This is a genomic window from Paractinoplanes ovalisporus, assembly GCF_016834655.1.
Lineage (GTDB): Bacteria > Actinomycetota > Actinomycetes > Mycobacteriales > Micromonosporaceae > Actinoplanes > Actinoplanes ovalisporus.
On sequence record NZ_JAENHP010000001.1, the window covers coordinates 720,202 to 741,945 of the forward strand.

The window sequence follows — 21,744 nt, forward strand, 5'->3', positions numbered from 1 at the left end:
GGGCATGCCCTCACTGTGAATGGTCGATGTCGTTCTTGTCAACGGGTCGTTCCGGTGTTGCTCCGGGGCGCGTTTTCGCGGGGCATTGACGCCCTTGACGGTGTCGCCTTACGGTGCGTGGGCGATACCGATGCAAGCCCGAATCTCTATTCAATCCACTTGCGAGGTCGCCCCATGCCCAAGTTGTCGCGGCTGGTTGTCGCCGCCGCGCTCACCGTCGCCCTCCCGTTGACCGCCATGGCTGCCCCGGCCCAGGCTCACGGCATGTCCCACTCCCCCGCCAAGCCGCGCATCGTCGTCACCCAGGACGGCGAGGTGGACGACATGGACTCGTTCATCCGGTTCCTGTACTACGCGAACGAGTTCGACATCGCCGGCATCGTCTATTCCAGCTCGCGCTTCCACTGGGCCGGCAACGGCGCCGACGTGGCGCCCTACCGCTGGACCGGCACCGAGTGGGTCGACCACTACATCGACCTGTACGCGAAGCTCTACCCGAACCTGCGCCAGCACGCCGACGGCTACCCCACGCCGGCCAAGCTGCGGTCGTTCTACAAGATCGGCAACGTCTCGAACGTCAGCGAGATGACCCAGGTGACCGAGGGCTCCGAGTGGATCAAGAAGGTCATCCTGGACGACAAGCCGGGGCCACTCTACGTGCAGGCCTGGGGTGGCCTCAACACCACCGCGCGGGCGCTCAAGTCGATTCAGGACCAGTTTTCCGGCACGGGCGCCTGGCCCTCGATCCAGCGCAAGATCAACAAGAAAGTGGTCATCTACAACATCCTCAACCAGGACGCGACGCTGGCCGACTACATCCGGCCGAACTGGCCCGGCATCAGGATCATCGACAACCAGAGCCAGTTCTGGAGTTTCGCCTACCTGTGGACGCGCCAGGTGCCGGCCGCGTATCAGTCCACGCTGAAAGCCCCGTACATGGAAACGAACTTCTTGAACGGCCACGGCGCGCTGCTCGAGCAGTATCGGACATACCGCGACGGCAAACCGACGCGGGGCGACGACGAGAACAACCGGTGGCGGCCCGATCAGAACCTGACGTACGACGTGCACGACTTCATCTCCGAGGGCGACTCCCCCGCGTACATGTACCTGTTCGACTTCAACGGGCTGCGGTCGTCGGAGAACCCCACGTACGGGGGCTGGGGTGGTCGTTTCGCGCCGAACGCGTCGGGCTGGATCGACACCAGTGACGTCAACACGTTCACCGGGGCGGCCGACCGGGCGTTCCCGCAGACACGCTGGGTGGCCGATCTGCAGAACGATTTCGCGGCGCGGGCGGACTGGGGTGTGACACCCAGGTATCGCGATGCCAACCACAACCCGCTTGCTTCCGTACGGGAAGGGGTTGATCTGTCGGTGAAGGCCGGCCGCCCGGTGACGCTGCACGGACGTGGGAGCGACCCGGACGGCGACCAGCTCGCGTACCGGTGGTGGCAGTACACGGACGCCGGAACGTACGGGAAAGCCGTTGATCTCGCCGTTCGTGGCTCCGCGGTGTCGCTGACCGTGCCGGCCGACGCGCAGTCCGGGCAGACGATCCACCTGATCTTCGAGGTGACCGACGACGGGACGCCCGCGCTCAAGCACTACCAACGGGTGATCATCACTGTCCGCTAGGACCTTGTTCCGCCGCGGCGGGGTTGAATGGATATTCTCCTAAGCTTGGCGTGACCTATGGGAGGAACCCTCAGTGGCGGAGCGCTACGCGGTCGACGAGGTCGCCACCGACCAGATCCGGCTGCTGACCAAGGTGGCGCGCATGTACCACGAGCGGGGCATGCGCCAGCCCCAGATCGCGCAGCAACTGCACATCTCCCAGCCGCGCGTGTCGCGACTGCTCAAACGCGCGGTCGACCTGGGCATCGTGCGCACGACGGTGATCGCGCCGCGCGGTGTGTACGCGGAACTCGAGGAGCAGATCGAGCAGGCGTACGGGCTGACCGAAGTGATCGTGGCCGACACCGACGACCACGCCGACGAGGGCCACGTGATGCGGGCCCTCGGTTCGGCGGCGGCCGTCTATCTGGAGACGACGCTGATGGGCGGCGAGCGCATCGGTGTCTCCTCGTGGAGTTCGACGATCCTGGCGACCGTCGAGGCCATGCATCCCCGGCCGACGCCGGTCGCCGACCAGGTGGTGCAGATGCTGGGCGGCGTCGGCAACGTGACCGCGCAGACCCAGGCCACCCGCATCACCGGTCGCCTGGCCGCGTTGACCGGCGCCCAGGCCGTCTATCTGCAGGCGCCCGGCCTGCTGGCGTCGGGCGACATGCGGCAGATGTTCGTGACCGACCCCAACATCGAGCCGGTGCTCCAGGCGTGCGACGACCTGACGATGGCCCTGGTCGGCGTGGGCAGCATCGAGCCGTCGCCGCTGCTGCGCGAGAGCGGCAACGCGTTCGCCGAGAGTGAGCTGCCCGGCCTGCGCTCGGCGGGCGCGGTGGGTGACGTGTGCATGCGCTTCTTCGACGCGGCCGGCACGCACATCGAGTCGGCGTTCGACGAACGGGTGCTGGGCATCGACCCGGCCACCCTGATGCGCGTCCCGCGGCGCGTCGCGGTGGCCGGGGGCCGGCGCAAGAGCAAAGCCATCCAGGCCGCCGTACGGGGTGGCTGGGTCAACGTGCTGATCACCGACCTGCAGGTGGCGCGCAGTCTCCTCGAGCCTTGACCCTGCGTCCTGCCCCCGCCTCGGCACCGCGTCCTGCTCCGGGTCTGGCCGGGACTCCGGTACTTTGGCGCGATGTCGATCTTCACGGTTGAGATCCTTGACGAGCCGCCGGCCGCCGGTGACCACAACACCCTCGGCGGCCGGCCCCTGCTGGCGGCCGGCGAGTCGTGGCCCGCCTGCTTCTGCGGCAAGCCGATGGTCTTCTTCTTCCAGCTCGACATCCCGTTCCTCGACGGCGACCATCTGCTGGTCTTCCAGTGCCCCGAGCACGACGAGGGCGTCTTCGGCCCGTTGCAGCTGCCCGAGCGCTACTGGGACACGGTCACCGATCCGTACGAGGGACCGTTCTGGCGTTTCCTCCTCCGCCCGGCCGGATCCCCCGCGGCCGAAGCCGACCCGCACCTGCAGGCGCGTCGCCTCGTTCTCCATCCCGCCGAGGAGACGGTCGAGAACCGTCGGGGCCGGGCCGGTTTCAAGCTGGGCGGCGTCCCGTCCTGGGCGCAGGAGCCCGAGCACTACCGCTGCTCCTGCGGCACCGACATGGTTTTCGTGTGCCAGGTCCCGGAGAACTTCGGCTTCGACATGTGGCCGATGCGGGAGGGCAAGGAGCAGGTCTACCTCTTCCTGGGCAACGAGGTCTACATCCAGGCTTGTCCCGCGCGCTGCCATCCCGAAGCCCTCTGGCCCGCCATTCAGAACTGACTCAGCGTCACGCGTGCCGACAGCGCTCGAAGGAAGTCCGGGGCGTCGAAGACGGCGCCGGCGGACGCGACTCCGGTGGCCCGGGTGCGGCCGGTCAGGATGCGGTCGACCGCCTCGACGGCAAGCGGCGCGGTGACGGCGTAGATGTCCTGACCGGCCGCGACCACCCGGCGCTCCTCCAGGCCGGAGCGAACGAGGACGTCGACCACGAAAGTCTGGTCGGATCGGCCCCGCTCGTCGACGGCGAGCGGGGCCGAGGCGCCGGGCGCGGAGAGATCGGCCGCGGCCTTGGCGGTCATGTAGGTGCGTACCTCGGGGACGTCCAAGTGGCTGGGAACGGTGACGACGTCGGCCATCGTGAACTCCGCTATGACGTTCTGCGGGCCGAGCGGGTCGGGGAACGGCCACCGTACGGTCAGCAGTTCCTCGTCGTGATACCGCAGCTGCCCGCCGGTGTAGCGGACATGGCGACCCGCTCGCCGCTTCCGCGACACCGCCCCCGCGTCGAGGGTGCCGGCCGTCGGATGCCAACTGCTCAGGCCGTACGCGATGTGCACCTCGTCCGCCGCCGTCCAGTCCCCCATCGTGGTGGTCACCAGCAGGTCACCGAGGCCGCCGTAGAAAGCCATGGCCGGAACCACGACCGTGCCCGCGACCCGGGCGCGCTCGGCGAAGGTCGCGAAGGTGTCACGGTTCGCCTCGATCTCGGCCGCCACGTCCACGTACGGGACGCCGGCGCGCAACGCCGCCTCGATGAGTGGCGCGGCGGTGGTGGCGAAGGGCCCGGCGCAGTTGATCACGGCGTCCGCGCCCCGCATTGCTCGATCGAGTGCGGCCGGGTCGTCGACGACAGCCTGCCGTGTCTCGAGCCCCGGCTGGTGCTTGGCCAGCTTGTCGAGGTCGCGGCCGACGAGCAGCGGGATGTGCCCCCGCTCGAGCAACTCCGCGACCACGAATCTCCCGGTGTGGCCCGAGGCCCCGTATACCGCCACGTTTTCCACTGCCGCTCCCCCACATGGTGATCTCCTTAGCAACCCTGTCGGATCAGCCGGTCGAATCCAAGCGTCGGGAATGACATTACCCATACAATTTCCGACATGGATTCCTCCGCAGGCTCCGTCGCCATCGCCGCCACCGACGGGATGCTGCATTTCGAGCTGGCCCTGGCCCAGGAGGTCTTCGGCAACGCCCCCGACGCCGTCCAGGTGCCGTGGTACGACGTCTCGATCTGCGGCGACCGGACCGTACGGGTCGGTCGTTTCTCGTTGGAACCGGACAGCGGGCTCGACCGGCTGTCCCACGCCGGGACGGTGATCGTCCCCGCCGTGGCCGACATCGACGACACTCCCGCCGATCTGGTCGACGCGGTGCGCGCGGCCCACCGCTCGGGGGCGCGGGTGGTTTCGCTCTGCACCGGCGCGTTCGTGCTCGCCGCGGCCGGCCTGTTGGACGGGCTGCGCGCCACCACCCACTGGGCCCACACCGAGGAGCTGGCCGCCCGCCACCCTCTCGTCGAGGTCGACCCCGACGTGCTCTACATCGACAACGGCCGTGTGCTCACGTCCGCCGGCAAGGCCGCCGCGATGGACCTGTGCCTGCACCTGGTCCGCCGCGATCACGGCTCGGCGGTCGCCAACCTCGTGGCCCGCCGCCTGGTCGTGCCGCCGCACCGGGCCGGTGGTCAGGCCCAGTTCGTCACCACTCCCGTCCCGGCCGACGACGGACACCGCCTGGCCGGCCTGTTCCCCTGGATTCTGAAGCGGCTGAACGAGCCACTCACCGTGGAGGACCTGGCCCGCCAGGCCACCATGAGCTCGCGCCAGCTGACCCGCCACTTCCACGCGGTCACCGGCACCACGCCGCTGCAGTGGCTGCTCACGCAGCGGATCCGTCGCGCGCAGGAGCTACTGGAACTCACCGGCGACAGCATCGACACGATCGCGGCCGCTTCCGGCATGGGCACCGCGACCACGCTGCGCCGCCACTTCCAGCGCACCCTCGGCGTGGCGCCCGACACCTACCGCCGTACCTTCCGGAAGTAATCCGGGAAGCGCGCCGACTCTATTGGTTCGCAGCGCCGCCGGTGTGGGCCGTGACGGTGAGAGCGCTGCCGGCGAAGCGCAACGTGTACCAACCGCCGCGCTCCACGAGCGGGGGCACCGGGACTCTGTAGGCGCCGGTCAGCGCGGCGAGCAGGAGCGGGATGACGTCGCCGTGGCTGCAGGCCACTGTTGTGCGGGCGGCTTCGACCACACGGGCCAGGGCGCCCCAGGCCTGACCGGCGATCCACGCGCCGGCGATTGCCTCGCCCATGGGGGCGAACACGCCGTTGACCCACTCGGCCGGCTGGTCGAAGCCGGAGGCCTCGCGGAGCTCGGGCAGTTCGATGAGTTCCAGCCCGGCTCGCGCCGCCAGGGGTTCCACGGTCTGCCGGCACCGCAAGGCCGGGCTGGTGCAGATCGCGTCGATGTGCGTGCCGACCGCTTCGGCCAACGCGCGTGCCTGTTCGTGCCCGGCGCTGCTCAGTGGACGGTCGTCCTGCTCGCCGGCCCAGCCGTCTCGAGGCACGGACGCGCAGTGGGGAGCCAGGATGACCGTGACGTTCGCCCCGATGAACATGGCTGACATCATGCGTCACGGCGTTGCCGGGCGGTGCGGCTTTCTCAGGCGCAGAGGGTCGGATCGGCGGGTGGGCTGATGACCTCGACCGAGCCGCCACGTGCGGAGTCGTAGGCGTACCACTTGCCGCTGCCGCCGGTGTTGGTCGCGCAGATCCGGTAGGTGCTGCCGGAAGCGGGGACGTAGTACAGCTGAGTGTTCTCGGACAGCGTGATCGCCCGGGCCGAGCCGTCCAGTGCCAACTGCGGCGTGCTGCCACCGCGGTTGTCGCCGGCGAGACCGGCGTTCGGATAGAAGTTGCCCATGTCGGTGTAGTACTGCTCGACCTCGCTGACGGCACCGCGCACGTCGGACTGGGCCGACTTGTCGGCCATCTCGGCCGTGACGCCCGCGCCCTCACCCAACCGGCCCGTCACGGCAAGTTCGCAGGATCGCTGCATCTGACTCAGGTTCTCGACGCCGGACAACGCGATGTCGTTCATGCGGTCCGCCGTGGCCGGGTCGGCCGTGGCGGTGTCGTCAAGACCGGCACGGCTGTACGTCACCATGGTCTGCAGCGAATCGGCGAAGCCCACGCTGGCGTCCTTGAGCTCCCCCGAGAAGACGAGCCGCCCAGCCAGCGTGTGGATGCGCTCCGCCACCGCCTCGATCTTGCCCAGTGAGTCCGGCTCGTCTCCGCCGGCCTGGTCATACGCGTCCTGGCTGCCGATGATGTCGCAGAGCTCGGACTTGGCGGAGTAACTGGCTACCGCCGCGATGGCGCCACCGGCCAGCAGAGCCACCGCGGCTACACCCGCGGTGATGGCGACGATCCGGCGTTTCCCGGTCGACGGCGTTCCGTCGTGGGGCTCGGAAGCCTGGTAGAGGTTGGCGTACGCCGGCGGCGTCACGGGCTGGGCGAGCGCCGGCGCCATCCGGGCGACGTCGGTCCATTGCTGCCCATCCCACCACCGCTGCGCGGAACTGTTGCCGGGATCGGCGTACCAGCCGGCGGGAGCGCTCTGCCGCGACCCGGCAGCGGCCTCGGCGTTCACCGTCGTCTCCCTGGCCACGACGGCCTCAACCGCGGCTACCGTCAGGCCGAACCGGGCCGCGATCGATTCCGCTGCTTCACCCGAGGCGTAAGCGGCCACGACGGCATCGCCATGGGGCGTGGAGAAACCCGGGTTCTGCGGCGGAACACTACTCATGAGATCCCTTCCCGGCGGTGGGGTTGCGGCCCTCTAATCGGGCCCGGGGTCGCCGCCCTTAGGGTCCGTACGAAACTCGAGCGCTGCCCGTGCCGCGACTCGTTGCGAGCGGTGTTCGGGCGCTGCGGTCCGGGCCCGGCGTGACAGGGAGTAGCCGATCAGGGCGGCGATCAGACCGGCCAGGCCCGCGGTGGCGAAACCGCCGGCGGGAGTGGTCAGGTCGATCGCCAAGCCGACCAGGGGCGAACCCAGGGCGAAACCCGCGCTCTGAGCCGACGACTGCAACCCGGTGGCCTCGCCGCGCGCGCCGTCGGGGGCCAGGCGGCTGACCGCGTCGGCGACCGTGGACAGGGTGGGTGCGGTCAGCAGGCCGGCGCCGATCACGGCCACAGACAGCCAGCGCCAGTCGTGGGCGAGGCCGGCCGGGATCGTCAACAGACCGAGTAGGGCCAGCAGCAGCCACGTGGGCCGCGGCCGGGTCAGGGCGCCGTAGATCAGGCCGCCGGTCACCGACGAGACACCGAACACCACTACCACCACGGCCGCCCACGAGACCTGGCCGGACTCCCGCAGGGCGGCCACGATGGCCAGATCCACGCCGCTCAGCAGGGTTGTCGTGCCGAGGGCCATGGTCAGGGCGGCGATCATCCGGAGGTTCAGCCACTGGCGGCGTGGCGGACGGGCGGTCTCACCGGAGGAAGTGCCTACGGGTGGGTTGAGCAGGGCCAGTCCGGCTCCCCCGGCCACGATCGCGGCGCCGACTCCCCACGCGACGGTCGCGGGTGACACGGTGGCCGCGCCGAGGATGACTACGGCGGGGCCGACGATGTACGCCAGCTCGCCCTGCACGGATTCGAGGGCGAACGCGGGGCGGCGCTGATCGGCCGTGGTCAGGGCGGCTATCGCCTGGCGGGTCACGGCCTGGGCGGGCACCATCAGCAGGCCCGCGGCAAAGGCGGAGACGAGCAGGATTCCGTACGGGGAAACCGGCACGCTCAGCCAGAACGCGACCTGGACGAGGGTGGTCGTCATCAGCACCGGGCGCACACCGCGCGCGTCGATCAGGCGGCCCAGCATCGGACCGCCGAGCGCCACGCCCGCGGTCAGCGCGGCGGCGACGACACCGGCCGCGGCGTAGCTCAGATCGAGGCCGAGCACGACGTACAGGGTCAGTGCCATGACGTCGGCGGTGATCGCGGTGCGGGCGAGCAGCGAGACGCTCAGCAACGAGGCCATGCCGGGCACGGCGAGCACCTGCCGGTATCCGCTCATTTCCCTGACGCTAGAACCTCCCCGACGCCATAGGAAGTCCTTATCTGGTTGGGGGAGGCATAATCAACTCTTATGGCACGGGATCTCGAGACGGCGCTGCTGCGGTCCTTCGTGACGGCCGTACGGGCGGGGAGCATCAGCCGTGGCGCGGGCGCTCTGGGACTGACGCAGCCGGCGCTCAGCCAGCAACTGCGCCGGCTGGAGAGTGTGGTGGGCCGTCCGCTGCTGCACCGCTCGCCCTCCGGTGTCGCGCCGACGCGGGCCGGGGAGGAGCTGATGCCGTACGCGGAAAGGATCCTCTCGCTGTCGGCCCAGGCGCTCACCGAGACCGGGCGCGCGCTCACCGGGCATTGCGGTGTCGGGCTGCTCGAAGATCTCGCCGAGTCGCGGCTGCCGCAGGCGCTGGCCGACCTGGCGGGTCTGCATCCGGGCGCGACGCTGGAGGTCTTGTGCGGGTCGAAGGCGGCGATGTGGGAGGCCTACGAGACGAGCCGGGTGCATCTGGTGCTCGACGAGGTGCCCGACCTGCCGTCGCCGCCGTTGTGGACGGTCCGCCGGCCGCTGGTGTGGGCGATCGGGCGGGGCGTGGACGTGACAGCCTCTCCGCTGCCGGTGGTGCTGTTCTCGAACGACTGCGCGTGGCGGCGGGCGGCGCTGGAAGCGATGGAACGGTCGGGGCGTGACTGGCGGGTGGCGTTCGAGAGCAACAGTCTGGTCGGGGTTCTGGCCGCGCTCCGAGCGGGACTCGGCGTGGGGGTGCTCATGCCGGCCAATCTCGAGCCGGCCATGGTCGGCCACGACTCGGGCGCCCTCCCGGCCCTGCCGGACGTCGAGCTCGGGCTGGCCCGCCATCCCCGGACGGCGGGCGACCCGTTGATCGACGCTGTGGAGACCGCGTTGCGGCGCGTGGTCTAGTGGCTTGTTTGGCGGCCTTGTTCTTGGCAGCGCGGGACCGCGTTTTCAGCGGCGCGGGGACTTGTTTTCAGCGGCGCGGGACCGCGTTTTCAGCGGCGTGGGGACGCGTTTTCAGCGGCGCGGGGACGCTATGAAGTCGCGGTCGTGGTAGACGAGGTGGCCGCCGGGCTCGCCCAGCAGAACATCGACGATCTCGGCGATGACGACGGTGGACGTGCCGACCGGCACCAGCTGCAGCGGTATGCCCCGCAACGAGGCCGAGGCGCTGGTGAGCACAGGCTCGCCGCTGGGGAGGTAGTCCCAGCCCTGGTCGGGGGTGAAACGCGGCCCGCCGGGGCCGGCGAACGCCCGGGCCAGGGCGATCGAGTCGGGGCCGAGCAGGTTGACGACGAAGCTGGGCGCGCGCACCAGGGCCTGGGCCGACGGCGATCCCATCACCGAGAACGACAGCGCGGGCGGGTCGAGCGAGACCGAGGCGACGCTGGAGGCGGTCAGCCCGACGGGACCGGCGGCCGAGATGATCGCCACCCCGGTGGGATAACGGCGGAATGCCGCCCTGAACCGCTCCCCGACGCCCGTCTCAAGATCGGACTCGACACCATTCACCACCCGGCAACCGTAAAACTTGAAGCTTGGTTCACGTCAACGTGTGCAAGATCGCAATCGTGACGAGGGCGGGAGCGCTGGCCAGGGTGGAAAGGAAGACGGCGTCGCGGGCGAGCGTGACGCCGGTGTTGAAGGCCTGCGCGTACAGGAAGACGTTCTGCGCGGCGGGCAGGGCGGCCAGGACCGTGACCGCGTACGTCTCGGCCGGTGAGAGCCGCAGGGCGAGGGCCATGAGCAGGGCCAGTACGGGCATGACGGCGGCCTTGAGCACGGCGGCGGCGATGACCGGGAGACGGTCGGGGCCGGGTTCGAGCAGGCGCCGCCCGTTGAGCGACATGCCGAACGCGACGAGCACCACCGGGGCGGCCGCGTTGCCCATCGCCGCGATCGGGTCGGTGAGCACGGACGGCAGCCTCAAGTCGGTCACGGAGACGACGATGCCCAGCACCACGGCGACGGTGAGTGGGCTGCGCAGGGGCACGGTGAGTGACGTACGCCAGGAGCTGTGACCGGTGGTGGCCAGCTCGAGCAACGTCACCGTGATCGGCATGAAAACCAGCAGCTGGAGCATGATGATCGGCACCACGAGGGCGGTGTCGTGCAGCACGTACGCGGCCACGGGGATCCCGATGAAGGCGGCGTTGACGTATCCGGCGCCCAGCGCGCCGACGATCCGCGTGCCCAGATCGCGGCCGCGGGTCGTCACCGTGTGCAGCGCGAAGCAGAGCAGCGCCGCGACGGCCGACACGAGCAGGGGCTCGGTGAAGAGCGTGCCCGGGTCGGACGCCGCGGCGCTGGTGAAGAGCAGACAGGGCGAGAGCACGGTGTACGCGAGCTTGCCGGCCACGGTCTCGGTGTCGGCGGGCAGCCGGCCCCAGCGACCGGCCACCCACCCGGCGAACACGATCACCCCGATGACCGCAAAACCGGAGAGCGCCGAGATCATTTCCCCGACGCTACCGCCTGCCCTGGGTCACCGCCCGACGCGCCCGGCCGGGCTTCCCTGCGCGGCCGGGCGGCTTCCTGACGCGGCCGACCGGTTTCCTTACGCGGCCGGCCGACCGGCTTGCCTGCGCGGCCGGCCGCGTTGACGATCACGGTGCGATCGACCAGAGCTGGCACGTGTTGTTGAGCCACATCCAGAGCTGGGCCTTCGTGCCGTTGGCGGTGCCGCAGTTCTGGTCGTCGAGCACCATGCCGCTGTTCTCGACCACCAGTTCGTACCGCCCGTTGCCGGCCGGGATGACCGCCCACTGCTGGCACAGGTTCCCGAGCGACTGCCACAGGTTGACGGCCGTCCCGAGGGCCAGGCCGCAGTTCACCGCGTCGAGCACCTTGCCCGAGTTCACGTTCGTGATCGTCCACTTGTTGGCGCCGACGCTGTTGAACCGCCACTGCTGGCAGGTGTTGCCGAGCGACTGCCACACCTGGATCGCCGTGCCGTTGGCGGTGCCGCAGTTCACCGCGTCGAGCACCTTGCCGGCGGCCAGGTTGGTCAGGCGGTAGGTCGCGCCGTTCACCGGGAACGTCACACTCTTGCTGTAACCGACGGCGACGATATTGGCCTGCACGGAGTTCTCGGTCGCGTCACTGGGATAACCGCTGGTCATCACGCCCTCGAAGAACGACCCGACCGAGCCGTTGCTGTTGTCACCGCCGATGCCCAGGATGATCGCGCCCTGCTTGGTCATCGGGTTGTAGCCGGCCTGCGTCGGCAACGACCCGTTGTACCGCGTGGCGAGACCGCCCGACTGCGCGTTGCCGTCCTTGATCGCGTACGTGGATGTGCCGTTGTTCTTGAGGACGGCGGTCACGAAGGCGCTGTTACGGCCGGTGTTCGCGGTCCACGATCCGTTGCCGCCCGCGAAGAGGCCGTTCTCGAGGTCCGCGGCCACCCGGGGCCCGGCCGAACAGGGCGAGAACCAGCACAGGTTGCCGAAGTAGATCGCGTCCATGTCGCCGTTGCCGGTGTCCATGTTGTTGGTCTCGGCGTTGCCGTAGTCGAAGCAGCACCGGTCGTTCACGTGCGTGCCCTCGGTGACCATGTACATGCCCTCGGGCTGGCTGCCGGTGGCGACGCCGTTGGTCGCGTTGTTGCGATAGCCGTTGCCGGCCGAGATGTAGACGCCGTACACCTTGTGCCCGCCCGCGGTCACCGGCAGTGCCGCGGCGTTGGCCCCCTGGTCGGCGGTCGGGTTGGCGCCGCCGCCCGGGGCGATGGTCAGGTCGTTGTGGCGCGACGTCTGGTCATAGATGCGCACGATCGTGCAGTAGGTGCCCGAGCAGAACGAGTCCTGCGCGGCGGCGTTGGCATAGCCTCCGGCGCTCAGCACGCCGATGTTGGACGTGGCGCCGTCGGACCAGCGCCGCACCTGGTAGAGGCTGCCGCCGTACGAGCCGAAGAGCGCACGGGTGGTGCTGTGGGCGGCCACGCAGGGGGTGCCGCCGCCGGCGTAGATGTCGCACGGTCCGGTGCCGGCCGCCTGGGCCGGGGCGGCTCCGACCAGGGCGGCGGCCCCGGCCAGGACGAAGGCGGCGAGCGCGGCCCGCCAGCCCGAGGAACGGATACCCATGATGCGCCTTTCGCGTCAAAGCGAAGCGGGGGTCAGGCGGCCTCCGCTGTTGGAGCCAGGGAGTTGTTAACGTTCACAGAAGCTAACTATCGATTCGAGGCTTGTCAATGGACAGAATCGCTCAGCCGCACCGGCCGACAACGCGTTCCGCGTACGGGGTGAGGAGCCGCCCACGCATCTCGCGCCGCCCAGCCATGCCCCACGTTCTCCTCAGCCACGCGCTCGGGCAGCCTGACCGGCCCACCCACCTCGCGCCGCCCAGTCACGCCCCGCGTTCTGCCCAGCCACGCGCTCGAGCAGCCTGACCGGCCCACACATCTCGCGCCGCCCAGTCACGCCCCGCGTTCTCCACAGCCACGCGCTCGGACAGCATGGCTGGCCCACCCATCTCGCGCCGCCCAGTCAGGAGACCGTCGTGGTCGCATCATCCGGACCGGTGCAGCGGCACGTTGACGCAAACTCGGTCGCAGACGGCCCCCGGATGTGTGATCGTCGCCGGGTGGCACAGCCGATCCTGCGTACCGAGCGACTTGTGATGGTCCCGCTGGCCGACCGGCACCTGGAGCTGGAGGTCGAGCTCGACGCCGATCCGGAGGTGCTGCGCTATCTGTGGGGGCGCGCCCGTTCCCGCGAGGAAGTGATCGCCAGCCATGCGGAGCGGATGGCCCTGTCGGGGAAGGTCGACGGGCTCGGTTACTGGATGGCGTTCGCTTCGAACGGCGGCGGGCCGGCCTCGGACCACCCCGGCACCGCGCCCGAGCACAAGACCCTGGTTGAGCCCACGTCGGGTGCCAAGACCACGGCTGAGCCCGCGTCAGGTGCCGAGCCCTCGATGAAGTCCGCGTCAGGTGCCGAGCCCACGATGGAGTCCGCGTCGGGTGCCGAGCCCACGATGCAGTCCGCGTCGGGCGCCGAGCCCATGGTTGAGTCCGCGGACGGATTTGTCGGGCTCATGATGCTGCCGCCGGCGCACGGGCCCGACCAGCCGGACGACCCGGCCGTCGCCGAGCTCGGCTACCGGCTGGCCCGGCGGTTCTGGCGGCAGGGCCTGGCCAGCGAGGCGTCTCGCGCGCTCCTGCGGCACGCCTTCGACACCGTGGGCCAGAGTCGCGTGATCGCGCAGACGATGGCCGTGAACGCCGGATCCCGAGGCGTCATGAAGGCCGTCGGCATGCGCCACGTACGCACGTTCTTCCCGGAGTGGGACGACCCGCTGCCCGGCACGGAAGAGGGCGAGGTCGAGTACGAGATCACCCTCGAGATGTGGCGCAACCGAACCCGCGCGGGCGCCGTATAGCAGAACGCCGGCCACCCGCATGGCCGGCCGGCGCGGTTACCATTCGCGCATCCCGCACTGACCCGCGCAATGCCGTGACGACTCGTGCAATCCGCTCACTGAACCCGCGCAACGCGGTCACCACTTCGCGCAATCCGCTCACCGACCCGCGCAACGCGGTGACCACTCGCGCAACCCGCTCACCGACCCGCGCAACGCGGTCACCACTCGCGCAACCCGCTCACCGACCCGCACAACACCATGACCACTCGCGCAACCCGCTCACCGACCCGCACAACACCGCGACCACTCGCGCAACCCGCTCACCGACCCGCACAACACCGCGACCACTCGCGCAATCCGCTCACCGACCCGCACAACACCGCGACCACTCGCGCAATCCGCTCACCGACCCGCACAACGCCGTGACCACTCGCGCAATCCGCTCACTGAGCTATGCAGAGCGGTGGGCTGCTTGTGGGGCGCGTTGGCTACGGGCGCGGGGCGGCAATCTCCCGCTCGATCGCGGACGTCAGCTCGGGGTCGTCGGGGGTGACACCGGGCGCGAAACGGCCCGCTACCGTGCCGTCGCGGGCGATCAGGAACTTCTCGAAGTTCCACTGGACGTCCTGGTCGCCGGCGAGGGCGTCGTAGAGCGGGTGCCGGGAGGCGCCGAGCACGCTGATCTTCGAGAACATCGGGAACTGCACGTCGAACGTCGTCGAGCAGAACTCGGCGATCTCCTCGTCGGTGCCGGGTTCCTGCGCGCCGAAGTCGTTCGCCGGGAAGCCGAGCACGGTGAAGCCCTGGTCGCGCAGCCGTTCGTGGAGCTTCTCGAGCCCGTCGTACTGAGGCGTGAGCCCGCACTTGGAGGCGACGTTCACCACCAGCAGCACCTGCCCCGCATAATCACCCAGCGTGGATTCCTGGCCGGTGATGGTCTTCAGCGGGATCTCTTGAATCGCCGTCATCGCTCGCGCCGCTCCCGGATCGTGTGGTCAAACTTCAGGCTCGACAAACGGTACATCCGCCCTGGCCGGGGTATTGGCGGGAGGTGCCCGACCTGAACGACCCACTGGCCCTCGACGAGGTGACGGCACCGCACAGCGCCAGCGGCGAGCAGGTATGGACGCACGATCTGAGCGGTGTCGCTCCGCCGCCGCGACCGGGGCGGCGTTGGACCCCGAAGCGGGTGGTGGCAACCCCGCCCGCGTATGACCACCCGCACGGCCGCCGCATCATGGCGCTCGTCGAGGCGCAGGGGATCGAGGTCGAGCGCCTGAAGTCGGCCCGGCTCACCGGCGTCCGGGGCGAGAACGACCGGCAGACGTACGCGAGAGCGAAGTCGACCCTGGCGATCGTCGTAAGCCCGCCGTCGCGTCGCCGGTTACAGCCGATCTCGCCCAGCGCCGACTGGCGGTTCGACCTGGCTGAGGGCTGCCCCGCGCACTGCCAGTACTGCTATCTGGCCGGTTCGCTGTCCGGTCCCCCGGTCACCCGTGTCTACGCCGACCTCGACGACATCCTGGACGGGCTGGCCGACTACGCCGGCCGGGGCACGGTCACCAGCCGCCGGGCCGCGCGCCGCGACGAGGGAACCACGTTCGAGGCGTCCTGCTACACCGATCCGCTCGCCCTCGAGCATCTGACCGGCAGCTGGCGCCGCGCAGTCGAGCACTTCGGCGCCTGGGACGCGCCGGTGCAGCTGCGGTGGACGACCAAGTTCGCCGACGTCGGCACCTTCACCGGGCTGCCGCACGCCGGGCGGACGCGGGTGCGGTTCAGCGTCAACGGCCAACCGGTCACCACCCGCATGGAGGGCGGCACCGCTCCCCTGCCGGAACGCCTGGCCGCGCTGCGCACCCTCGCACTCGACGGCTATCCGGTCGGCCTGACGATCGCCCCCATCATGGCGATCGACGATTGGCGGCGTCACTACGGCGCGTTGCTGGACGCCGTAGCGACTGCCGTCGACGGGGTTCCCGGGCTCGACCTGACCGCCGAGCTCATCACGCACCGTTTCACCCCGGGGAGCAAAGAGGTGCTGCTGGGCTGGTACCCGCGGACCCGGATCGAGATGGACGAGGAATCGCGCAGCCGCAAGCATGGCAAGTTCGGCGCGGTGAAGTACGTCTACCCGCCGACGGTCATGGGAGAGCTGCGCGGCTGGTTCGAATCGGAGATCGCCGCACGGCTCCCCGCATGCCGCATCCTCTATTGGACCTGACCACCTCGGGTCTATTCCCGCGGCGGCGAGTCCGGGCTGTGCGGTCCCGGTACGTCGCCGGGCAAGCCGGAGTCGTCCGGGTGGTGCTCCGGAACGCGGGCCGGTTTCGGACGTTCGCCGCGATCGGGCAGGTCGGTCAGATCGATCGGGTGCTCGATGTCAGGCTGCGCGCTCGGTTCACGAACAGACATGTCAGCCTCCTCAAAGAGACGGAACCGTACTTGACTGGTGTACCCATGCAGGCTGTCCGGAATCCTCTCCACGGGCCACAACTGCCACAGAACGGTGCATCTTGCCCGGCGGTGACACGATGCGCGCAGCGACCAGTACGGAAGGCGGGCCGGTGCGCGAATGAACAAACGCGGGCGCGAAGGCTGCGCAAATGAGCAGATCCCAGCCTGAGGCCACGCGGACGAACAAGCGCCGACCCGAGGGGCCGCACGAATGAACAAGCCAAGCGAGAGGCTGCGCGGATGAACAAGCGGCGGCGCGAGACGCTGCGCGGACGACCAAGCGGTGGCGCGAGAGACTGCGCGGATGAGCGAGCGGCGGCGTGCAAGGCTGCGCGGACGAGCAAACCAAGCGAGAGACTGCGCGAATAAGCAAGCGGCGGCGCGAGAGAGACTGCGCGGATGAGCGAGCGGCGGCGTGAAAGGCTGCGCGGATGAAACGGCGGCGGCGGAAGAAGCTGCAGCGGCAACTCGTGGAGCGGGCCGGCTGGGGTGAGGTGCATACGCTTTTGCGCGCGGGCGCCGAACCGGACACGCCCGACCGCGACGGCAGCACCGCGCTCTATCGGGCGAGCGTTTCGGACCGGGTGGAGAACGTGCGGGCACTGCTGAGCGCGGGGGCCGACCCGAACCTGGAGAGCGGCACCGGCGACGAGGGCCTGCCGTTGTGCGGCGCGGCCTGCTGGGGACATCGGACGACGGTGGCGATGTTGCTGGACGCCGGCGCCGACCCGGAACGGCGGGAGGACCACGGCCAGGGCCGTACGGCGATCGAATGGGCCGAGGCCGGCGGGTATCACGACACCGTGGACCGGTTACGGGCCGGCCTCCCGGCAAGGTGACTCGCCAGGAGGCCGGAAGGCGTCGTGCCGGGGACGCGGGAACGTCCCGGTGACGCGCTATGGCCGTGACCACCGACCCGGTCGCGAGGCGCGGCGGTTCAGCCTTGGTGCTTTTGGTGCGTCTATCTCCCGTACGTCTGCAGTGTGGGTTTCTGCTTTCAGCTCGCGTACGTCTCGAACTCGGCCACCCGCGGGGTCGCGCTCGCGCTGGTGATCTCGAACGTGACCTTCTTGAGCGAGGTCGGCGTGAACGAGATGACGCCCGCGCCCGAACCGGTCTTGAGGACGGCGCCGGTGTCGGCGTTCAGGACCCGGTAGGCGGTGACGGCGGCCGAGACCTCGCGGATGTTGATGCGGCCGACGGTGGTGGCGGCGCTCCACTTGATCGAGATGCTGCCGGTGGTGCCGCTCGGCGACCAGTACGTGGTCAGGCTGCCGTCCTTGACGTTGCCGTAACTGGTGCCGCTCGCCTTGCTCGAACCGTCGGCTCCGCCGCTCAGGCTGAGGTTGGTGCCGCTCGGCTGGGTCGGGGTGGGCGTCGGGGTCGTCGGGGTCGGGGTCGACGGAGTGGTCGGGGGCGGCGTGGTCGGGTTGGTCGGGTTGGTGGTGCCGCAACTTCCGTTCGACGTACGGATCCCGGTGTTCGCGCCCGCGGTTGAGCGAACAATGTCCGGCGTGCACGAAGCGCCGTCCAGACGGTACGAATACGGAACGCTCACCGTGGTCGTCGACGCCATGCTCGGACCGGCCGGTTTGTGGTCGCTGCTCGTGGCCGACCAGGTCACGTTGTCGAGGATGTTGCCCGCGGTCTGCCAGTAGCCGGCGGCGTCGGTGTAGAAGGTGCCGAGGACGTCCTTCGAGTTCTGGAAGTAGTTGTTCTCGACCTTGGCCCGGGCGCCGGCGCGCGAGTTGATGCCCGATTCGTTCAGGCTGTAGTAGTAGTTGTTGTAGATGTGCGCGACGCCGCCGCGCAGCAACGGCGTACGGGAGTCGATGTTCTCGTAGCGGTTGTGGTGGAACGTGATGAAGCTGTTCGACGTGTCGCTCTCGCTCGAACCGATCAGTCCGCCGCGGCCGGAGTTGCGCAGAATGCTGTACGACAGGGTGACGTACTGCGTGTTGTCCTTCATGTCGAACAGGCCGTCGTAACCCTCCGACTCGCCGCCCGACGCCTCGAGGGTGACGTGGTCGACCCAGACGTTACGGACCGTGCTCTCCATGCCGATGGCGTCACCGCCGTTCGAGGTGGGCGAGCCCGACTTCTTGACGTTCCGCACGGTCACGTTCTGGATGATGATGTTGCTGGAATCGCGGATGTGGATGCCCAGCTGGTCGAAGACCGCGCCGCTGCCGACCCCGATGATCGTGACGTTGCTGATCTCCTTGAGCTCGATCTTGTCGGCGGCCGTGTTGCAGCTGTCGCCCGAGACCTTTGTCGTGTTGCCGTGGTTGATCGTGCCGGAGACCTCGATCGTGATCGGGGTGCTGCTGCTGGCCCGCGAGCACAGCGCCTGGTGGATCTGGGTGCCGGTGGTGGCCCGTACGGTGGATCCGCCGTTGCCGCCGGTCGTGCCGCCGTTGACCGAGGCGTAACCGGTCGCGGAGCCCACCGCGGCCGCGCTCGCCCAGGGCAGGGGTAGTGCGACGACGACGGCCGCGCCGACCGCGCCCGTCGTCAGCGCCACTAGTGCGCGTTTGGCTGAACGTTTCATGGTGTCTCGCTCCTCTTCGCATACCGGGCGCTGCCACTACGAACCGTTGTCTCGGACCCGCGGCCATGAGGGAGCCGCGGATCAGCCACCCACGCCGACCCGGCGATCCGTATGGAGGAAAGCGCTTACCTCAGCGAGAATAGAAACAAGTCGATAACGTGGGCAAGCGTTTGCAGTGTTTGCATTTCGCAGCGGGTGGGAGCGCTCCCCGCCGCGCGACCCGATCAACGGATGCCGAGTGCGCCAACGCGCGAACGCTCGACACGCACCCAACTCGCGCAAGCGCTCAACGCGCGCAACGCGGCTCAACGCGCGCGAACGCTCAACCGCGAGCAACGCGCACGAACGCTTAACGCGAGCAACGTGCAAACGCTCAACGCACCTCAACGCGCGAACACTCAACCGCGAGCAACGCGCACGAACGCTCAGTCGGAACCGAACCCGCCGCCGCCATCACTGTCGGCGTAGCGGCTGGCGTCGGTGCCGAACGGCGAACCAGAATCGCCGCCCTTGTCCTCGGCGACCCTCGGCCGGCGCTTGTCCAGGTAGTGCTGCACCGTCACGATCACGGCCAGCCCGACGACCACGATGGCGAAAAGAACGAAATACAGCACGGCCTAAGTATGCGGCCCGGCCGCCAGCACCTTCTCCAGCGCCGCCGCCACGGTCCGCGACTCGGCGGCGCTCATGTGGGACGTGTAGAAACGCTCGATCGCGGCCAGATAGACCGGCGCCGCCGCGCGCAACACCTTGCGCCCCTCGTCGGTGATCACCGCGTACGCGGAACGCTTGTCCTCGGGGTTGCTCGAACGGCTCACGAAACCGGCCGCCACCAGCTGATCGACGACCCGGCTGGCCCGCGTGCGCGACACCACCGCCACCTCGCCCAGCTCCCCCATGCTCAACCGCCGGCCGGGGGCCGAGTTGAGTTCGAGCAGCACGTCGTACCAGGTCAGCGGCAACCCGCACCGCCGCTGGAGTTCGCGGTCGATGCGCGGGACCAGAGCCGCGTGCACGCGCAGCAACGCCGCCCAGGCGGCCGTGTCGGTGTCGCTCATCACCCCACCCTAGCCACAGTCTTGTGCGTGCGCACGCATCGGAGTAACAATGTGCGTGCGCACGCACTTTCCAGAAACCCAAGGGAGCAGCCATGAACCAGGTCCTGCACATCTCCGCCTCGCCCCGCGGCCCGCGTTCCGAGTCGCTCGCGATCGCGACGACGTTCCTCGACACGCTCCGCGAGGTCTCCCCCGGCACGACCGTCACGGAGTGGAACCTCTGGGACGGCACGCTCCCCGCGTTCGGCCCCGAGGCGGCGGCGGCCAAGATGGCCGTCTTCGCCGGAGAACAGCCCGACAGCCCCGCGTGGACGGCCGCCGTCGACGCGTTCCACCGCTTCGACGCCTACGACCGTTACCTGTTCAGCGTGCCCATGTGGAACGCCGGGATCCCGTACATCCTCAAGCAGTTCATCGACGTCATCAGCCAGCCCGGCCTGATCTTCGGCTTCGACCCGGCCGAGGGCTACCGCGGGCTGCTGCGCGACAAGCGGGCCGCCGTCATCTACACCAGCGCCGTCTACGGTCCCGGCCGCGGTCCGGCGTTCGGTGCCGACTTCCAGGCCCCGTACGTCGAGGACTGGCTGCGCTGGGCCGGCATCGACGACCTGCGCACCGTCCACTTCCGCCCGAACCTGGCCACCGCCGACGCCGACACCCCGCGCCGCCTCGCGCACGCCCAGGCCCGCGACCTCGCGAAGGGATTCCTCTCGTGAAACCCGCCGCCCTCTGGGCGCTACCCGCCTATGGCCTCCTGCTCGGCCTCAGCACCCTGACCCACCAGCCGCCCGTCTCCGACTTCGACACGTACGCCCGCTACGTGACGTCGAGCTCGTTCCTGCTCAGCCACCTGGGCGCCAGCATCTTCGGCGCCGCGCCGGCCATCCTCGGCGCCGCCGCCCTGACCCCGTACGTGCGCAGCTCCAAGCCTTTCGCCCTGTTCACGGTGGCCAACGTCTTCCTGTCGGCCGCTTTCGGCAGCGCCGCGTTCGTGCAGCCCGGCCTCGGGCGCGCCCACCTGGCCGGCACGCCCGGAATGCCCGCCCTCAACAACGACACCGCCTACGGCTCCGCCCTGGTCATCACGGCCCTCTCCGCTTCCCTCCTCCTGATCATCGCCGCGATCAGCCTGGGCGTAGCCATCACCCACGCCGACCATCGCCTGCGCCCGCACGGCATCGCCTTCGCGGTGTTGCTGCCACTCTTCACGGTGTCGGGCTTCGCGCTCCCGCCCGCGCAACCGGTCCTCGGCTTCGCCTTCGCCGCCGCGACCGCTGCCTTGGCCATGCGCCTGCCGCGCCTGAGGCTCGACATGCCCGAGCCCGTAGCCTTCGGTCTTCAGTCGCTAGCTGTCGCCGGTGTGGAAGAGCAGCAGCAGTCCGCCCGGGCGCAAGGATCGAAGGAAGTGTTCGAAGACGGCAGGCACGTCCTCGTCGGGTATATGGATCAACGCCTGCCCGGCCAGGAGACCGGCGAGTGAGGAGGCCGGGGGCTCAGGCTTGTCATGGGTCCCACCTCGAACCGTAGGTGCGGGTGATCGCGCCGGGCGACGGCGATCATTCCCGGCGACAGATCGACGCCGAAGACCTCAAGAGCGAGTTCGTGCAGACGGGAGGTGATGTGTCCAGGCCCGCATCCGATGTTCGCCACCGGCCCGCCGCCCGCAGCAAGCACGCCGTCGGCGAACAGCGTCAAAGCGGCGCGTAGGTGATGAAAGCTCGGAAAGCGCGTTGCGGACCAGGTCGGCATAGCTGACGGCGACCGTGTCGTGGGAGGTCCGGGTATCGGCCAACCAGTCGTCCGCGCTCTAAACAGCCACGGTAGTCGGTG

At 69.5% G+C, this 21,744-nt stretch carries 24 protein-coding genes; 11 read left to right on the forward strand and 13 right to left on the reverse strand.

Annotation, left to right across the window (positions count from 1 at the left end; genetic code table 11):
* The first annotated feature begins 174 nt into the window (after positions 1-174).
* From JIG36_RS03260 to JIG36_RS03270, 3 genes are all read left to right on the forward strand, one after another.
* The gene (locus JIG36_RS03260) at positions 175-1,638 is read left to right on the forward strand and encodes a DUF1593 domain-containing protein (protein ID WP_203374450.1); all 1,464 of its coding nucleotides are present in this window, start codon (positions 175-177) and stop codon (positions 1,636-1,638) included.
* A 73-nt stretch (positions 1,639-1,711) separates the two neighbouring features.
* The gene (locus tag JIG36_RS03265; protein WP_307872549.1) at positions 1,712-2,692 is read left to right on the forward strand and encodes a sugar-binding transcriptional regulator; all 981 of its coding nucleotides are present in this window, start codon (positions 1,712-1,714) and stop codon (positions 2,690-2,692) included.
* Between the two features lie 72 nt (positions 2,693-2,764).
* Positions 2,765-3,394 carry a hypothetical protein gene (locus tag JIG36_RS03270; protein ID WP_203374451.1) on the forward strand — a complete coding sequence of 210 codons (630 nt, stop codon included), beginning with the start codon at positions 2,765-2,767 and terminating at the stop codon, positions 3,392-3,394.
* Here the strand turns inward: JIG36_RS03270 and JIG36_RS03275 are convergent.
* A complete protein-coding gene (locus JIG36_RS03275; protein WP_438870694.1) occupies positions 3,385-4,386 on the reverse strand; it encodes a saccharopine dehydrogenase family protein in 1,002 nt (333 codons plus the stop codon). The two genes, JIG36_RS03270 and JIG36_RS03275, sit on opposite strands and share 10 nt — an antisense overlap.
* A 105-nt stretch (positions 4,387-4,491) precedes the next feature.
* On the opposite strand from JIG36_RS03275, the gene JIG36_RS03280 reads away from it, so the two are divergent.
* On the forward strand, positions 4,492-5,436 hold the full coding sequence (locus JIG36_RS03280) for a helix-turn-helix domain-containing protein (RefSeq protein WP_236045498.1): 945 nt from the start codon (positions 4,492-4,494) through the stop codon (positions 5,434-5,436).
* A 19-nt stretch (positions 5,437-5,455) separates the two neighbouring features.
* Here JIG36_RS03280 and JIG36_RS03285 read toward each other — a convergent pair whose 3' ends face one another.
* The 3 genes from JIG36_RS03285 to JIG36_RS03295 are packed head-to-tail and all read right to left on the reverse strand — an operon-like array spanning position 5,456 to position 8,475.
* Positions 5,456-6,013 carry a histidine phosphatase family protein gene (locus JIG36_RS03285; RefSeq protein WP_203374453.1) on the reverse strand — a complete coding sequence of 186 codons (558 nt, stop codon included), beginning with the start codon at positions 6,011-6,013 and terminating at the stop codon, positions 5,456-5,458.
* 44 nt (positions 6,014-6,057) lie between these two features.
* Positions 6,058-7,203, reverse strand: a complete 1,146-nt coding sequence (locus tag JIG36_RS03290) for a DUF2510 domain-containing protein (protein ID WP_203374454.1) — start codon at positions 7,201-7,203, stop codon at positions 6,058-6,060.
* A gap of 33 nt (positions 7,204-7,236) precedes the next feature.
* Complete coding sequence (locus tag JIG36_RS03295; RefSeq protein ID WP_203374455.1) at positions 7,237-8,475, reverse strand: MFS transporter; 1,239 nt, start codon at positions 8,473-8,475, stop codon at positions 7,237-7,239.
* Positions 8,476-8,547: 72 nt separating this feature from the next.
* Between JIG36_RS03295 and JIG36_RS03300 the strand changes: the two genes are divergently transcribed.
* Positions 8,548-9,390 carry a LysR family transcriptional regulator gene (locus JIG36_RS03300; protein WP_203374456.1) on the forward strand — a complete coding sequence of 281 codons (843 nt, stop codon included), beginning with the start codon at positions 8,548-8,550 and terminating at the stop codon, positions 9,388-9,390.
* Positions 9,391-9,501: 111 nt separating this feature from the next.
* Here the strand turns inward: JIG36_RS03300 and JIG36_RS03305 are convergent, their stop codons facing one another.
* The 3 genes from JIG36_RS03305 to JIG36_RS03315 form a co-directional block, all read right to left on the reverse strand.
* Positions 9,502-9,999 (reverse strand): flavin reductase family protein, encoded by a 498-nt coding sequence (locus JIG36_RS03305; RefSeq protein ID WP_307872551.1) that lies wholly within the window; start codon positions 9,997-9,999, stop codon positions 9,502-9,504.
* A 28-nt stretch (positions 10,000-10,027) separates the two neighbouring features.
* On the reverse strand, positions 10,028-10,942 hold the full coding sequence (locus tag JIG36_RS03310; RefSeq protein WP_203374457.1) for an AEC family transporter: 915 nt from the start codon (positions 10,940-10,942) through the stop codon (positions 10,028-10,030).
* Between the two features lie 148 nt (positions 10,943-11,090).
* Complete coding sequence (locus JIG36_RS03315; RefSeq protein ID WP_203374458.1) at positions 11,091-12,569, reverse strand: arabinofuranosidase catalytic domain-containing protein; 1,479 nt, start codon at positions 12,567-12,569, stop codon at positions 11,091-11,093.
* Positions 12,570-13,068: 499 nt separating this feature from the next.
* Between JIG36_RS03315 and JIG36_RS03320 the strand changes: the two genes are divergently transcribed.
* Complete coding sequence (locus tag JIG36_RS03320) at positions 13,069-13,866, forward strand: GNAT family N-acetyltransferase (RefSeq protein WP_203374459.1); 798 nt, start codon at positions 13,069-13,071, stop codon at positions 13,864-13,866.
* Between the two features lie 470 nt (positions 13,867-14,336).
* Here JIG36_RS03320 and JIG36_RS03325 read toward each other — a convergent pair whose 3' ends face one another.
* Positions 14,337-14,816 (reverse strand): glutathione peroxidase, encoded by a 480-nt coding sequence (locus JIG36_RS03325; RefSeq protein WP_203374460.1) that lies wholly within the window; start codon positions 14,814-14,816, stop codon positions 14,337-14,339.
* Positions 14,817-14,899: 83 nt separating this feature from the next.
* Between JIG36_RS03325 and JIG36_RS03330 the strand changes: the two genes are divergently transcribed.
* Entirely contained in the window at positions 14,900-16,072 is a 1,173-nt protein-coding gene (locus tag JIG36_RS03330) for a spore photoproduct lyase family protein (protein WP_203374461.1), read from the forward strand.
* An 11-nt stretch (positions 16,073-16,083) separates the two neighbouring features.
* Here the strand turns inward: JIG36_RS03330 and JIG36_RS03335 are convergent, their stop codons facing one another.
* Positions 16,084-16,263 (reverse strand): hypothetical protein, encoded by a 180-nt coding sequence (locus JIG36_RS03335; protein WP_203374462.1) that lies wholly within the window; start codon positions 16,261-16,263, stop codon positions 16,084-16,086.
* 473 nt (positions 16,264-16,736) lie between these two features.
* On the opposite strand from JIG36_RS03335, the gene JIG36_RS03340 reads away from it, so the two are divergent.
* Entirely contained in the window at positions 16,737-17,144 is a 408-nt protein-coding gene (locus JIG36_RS03340; RefSeq protein WP_203374463.1) for an ankyrin repeat domain-containing protein, read from the forward strand.
* 158 nt (positions 17,145-17,302) lie between these two features.
* Here the strand turns inward: JIG36_RS03340 and JIG36_RS03345 are convergent, their stop codons facing one another.
* The 3 genes from JIG36_RS03345 to JIG36_RS03355 form a co-directional block, all read right to left on the reverse strand.
* Positions 17,303-18,856 carry a pectate lyase family protein gene (locus tag JIG36_RS03345; protein WP_203374464.1) on the reverse strand — a complete coding sequence of 518 codons (1,554 nt, stop codon included), beginning with the start codon at positions 18,854-18,856 and terminating at the stop codon, positions 17,303-17,305.
* A 425-nt stretch (positions 18,857-19,281) separates the two neighbouring features.
* A complete protein-coding gene (locus JIG36_RS03350) occupies positions 19,282-19,470 on the reverse strand; it encodes a hypothetical protein (RefSeq protein WP_203374465.1) in 189 nt (62 codons plus the stop codon).
* A 3-nt stretch (positions 19,471-19,473) separates the two neighbouring features.
* Positions 19,474-19,914, reverse strand: a complete 441-nt coding sequence (locus tag JIG36_RS03355; protein ID WP_203374466.1) for a MarR family winged helix-turn-helix transcriptional regulator — start codon at positions 19,912-19,914, stop codon at positions 19,474-19,476.
* Between the two features lie 92 nt (positions 19,915-20,006).
* Between JIG36_RS03355 and JIG36_RS03360 the strand changes: the two genes are divergently transcribed.
* Complete coding sequence (locus JIG36_RS03360; RefSeq protein ID WP_203374467.1) at positions 20,007-20,630, forward strand: FMN-dependent NADH-azoreductase; 624 nt, start codon at positions 20,007-20,009, stop codon at positions 20,628-20,630.
* On the forward strand, positions 20,627-21,394 hold the full coding sequence (locus JIG36_RS51550) for a hypothetical protein (RefSeq protein ID WP_236045499.1): 768 nt from the start codon (positions 20,627-20,629) through the stop codon (positions 21,392-21,394). The genes JIG36_RS03360 and JIG36_RS51550 overlap by 4 nt, the downstream gene beginning before the upstream one ends.
* Here JIG36_RS51550 and JIG36_RS53875 read toward each other — a convergent pair.
* Positions 21,361-21,522 (reverse strand): class I SAM-dependent methyltransferase, encoded by a 162-nt coding sequence (locus JIG36_RS53875; RefSeq protein ID WP_307872587.1) that lies wholly within the window; start codon positions 21,520-21,522, stop codon positions 21,361-21,363. The genes JIG36_RS51550 and JIG36_RS53875 overlap by 34 nt on opposite strands.
* Here JIG36_RS53875 and JIG36_RS53880 point away from each other — a divergent pair.
* Positions 21,442-21,621 (forward strand): hypothetical protein, encoded by a 180-nt coding sequence (locus JIG36_RS53880; protein ID WP_307872590.1) that lies wholly within the window; start codon positions 21,442-21,444, stop codon positions 21,619-21,621. The genes JIG36_RS53875 and JIG36_RS53880 overlap by 81 nt on opposite strands.
* Positions 21,622-21,744 lie beyond the last annotated feature (123 nt).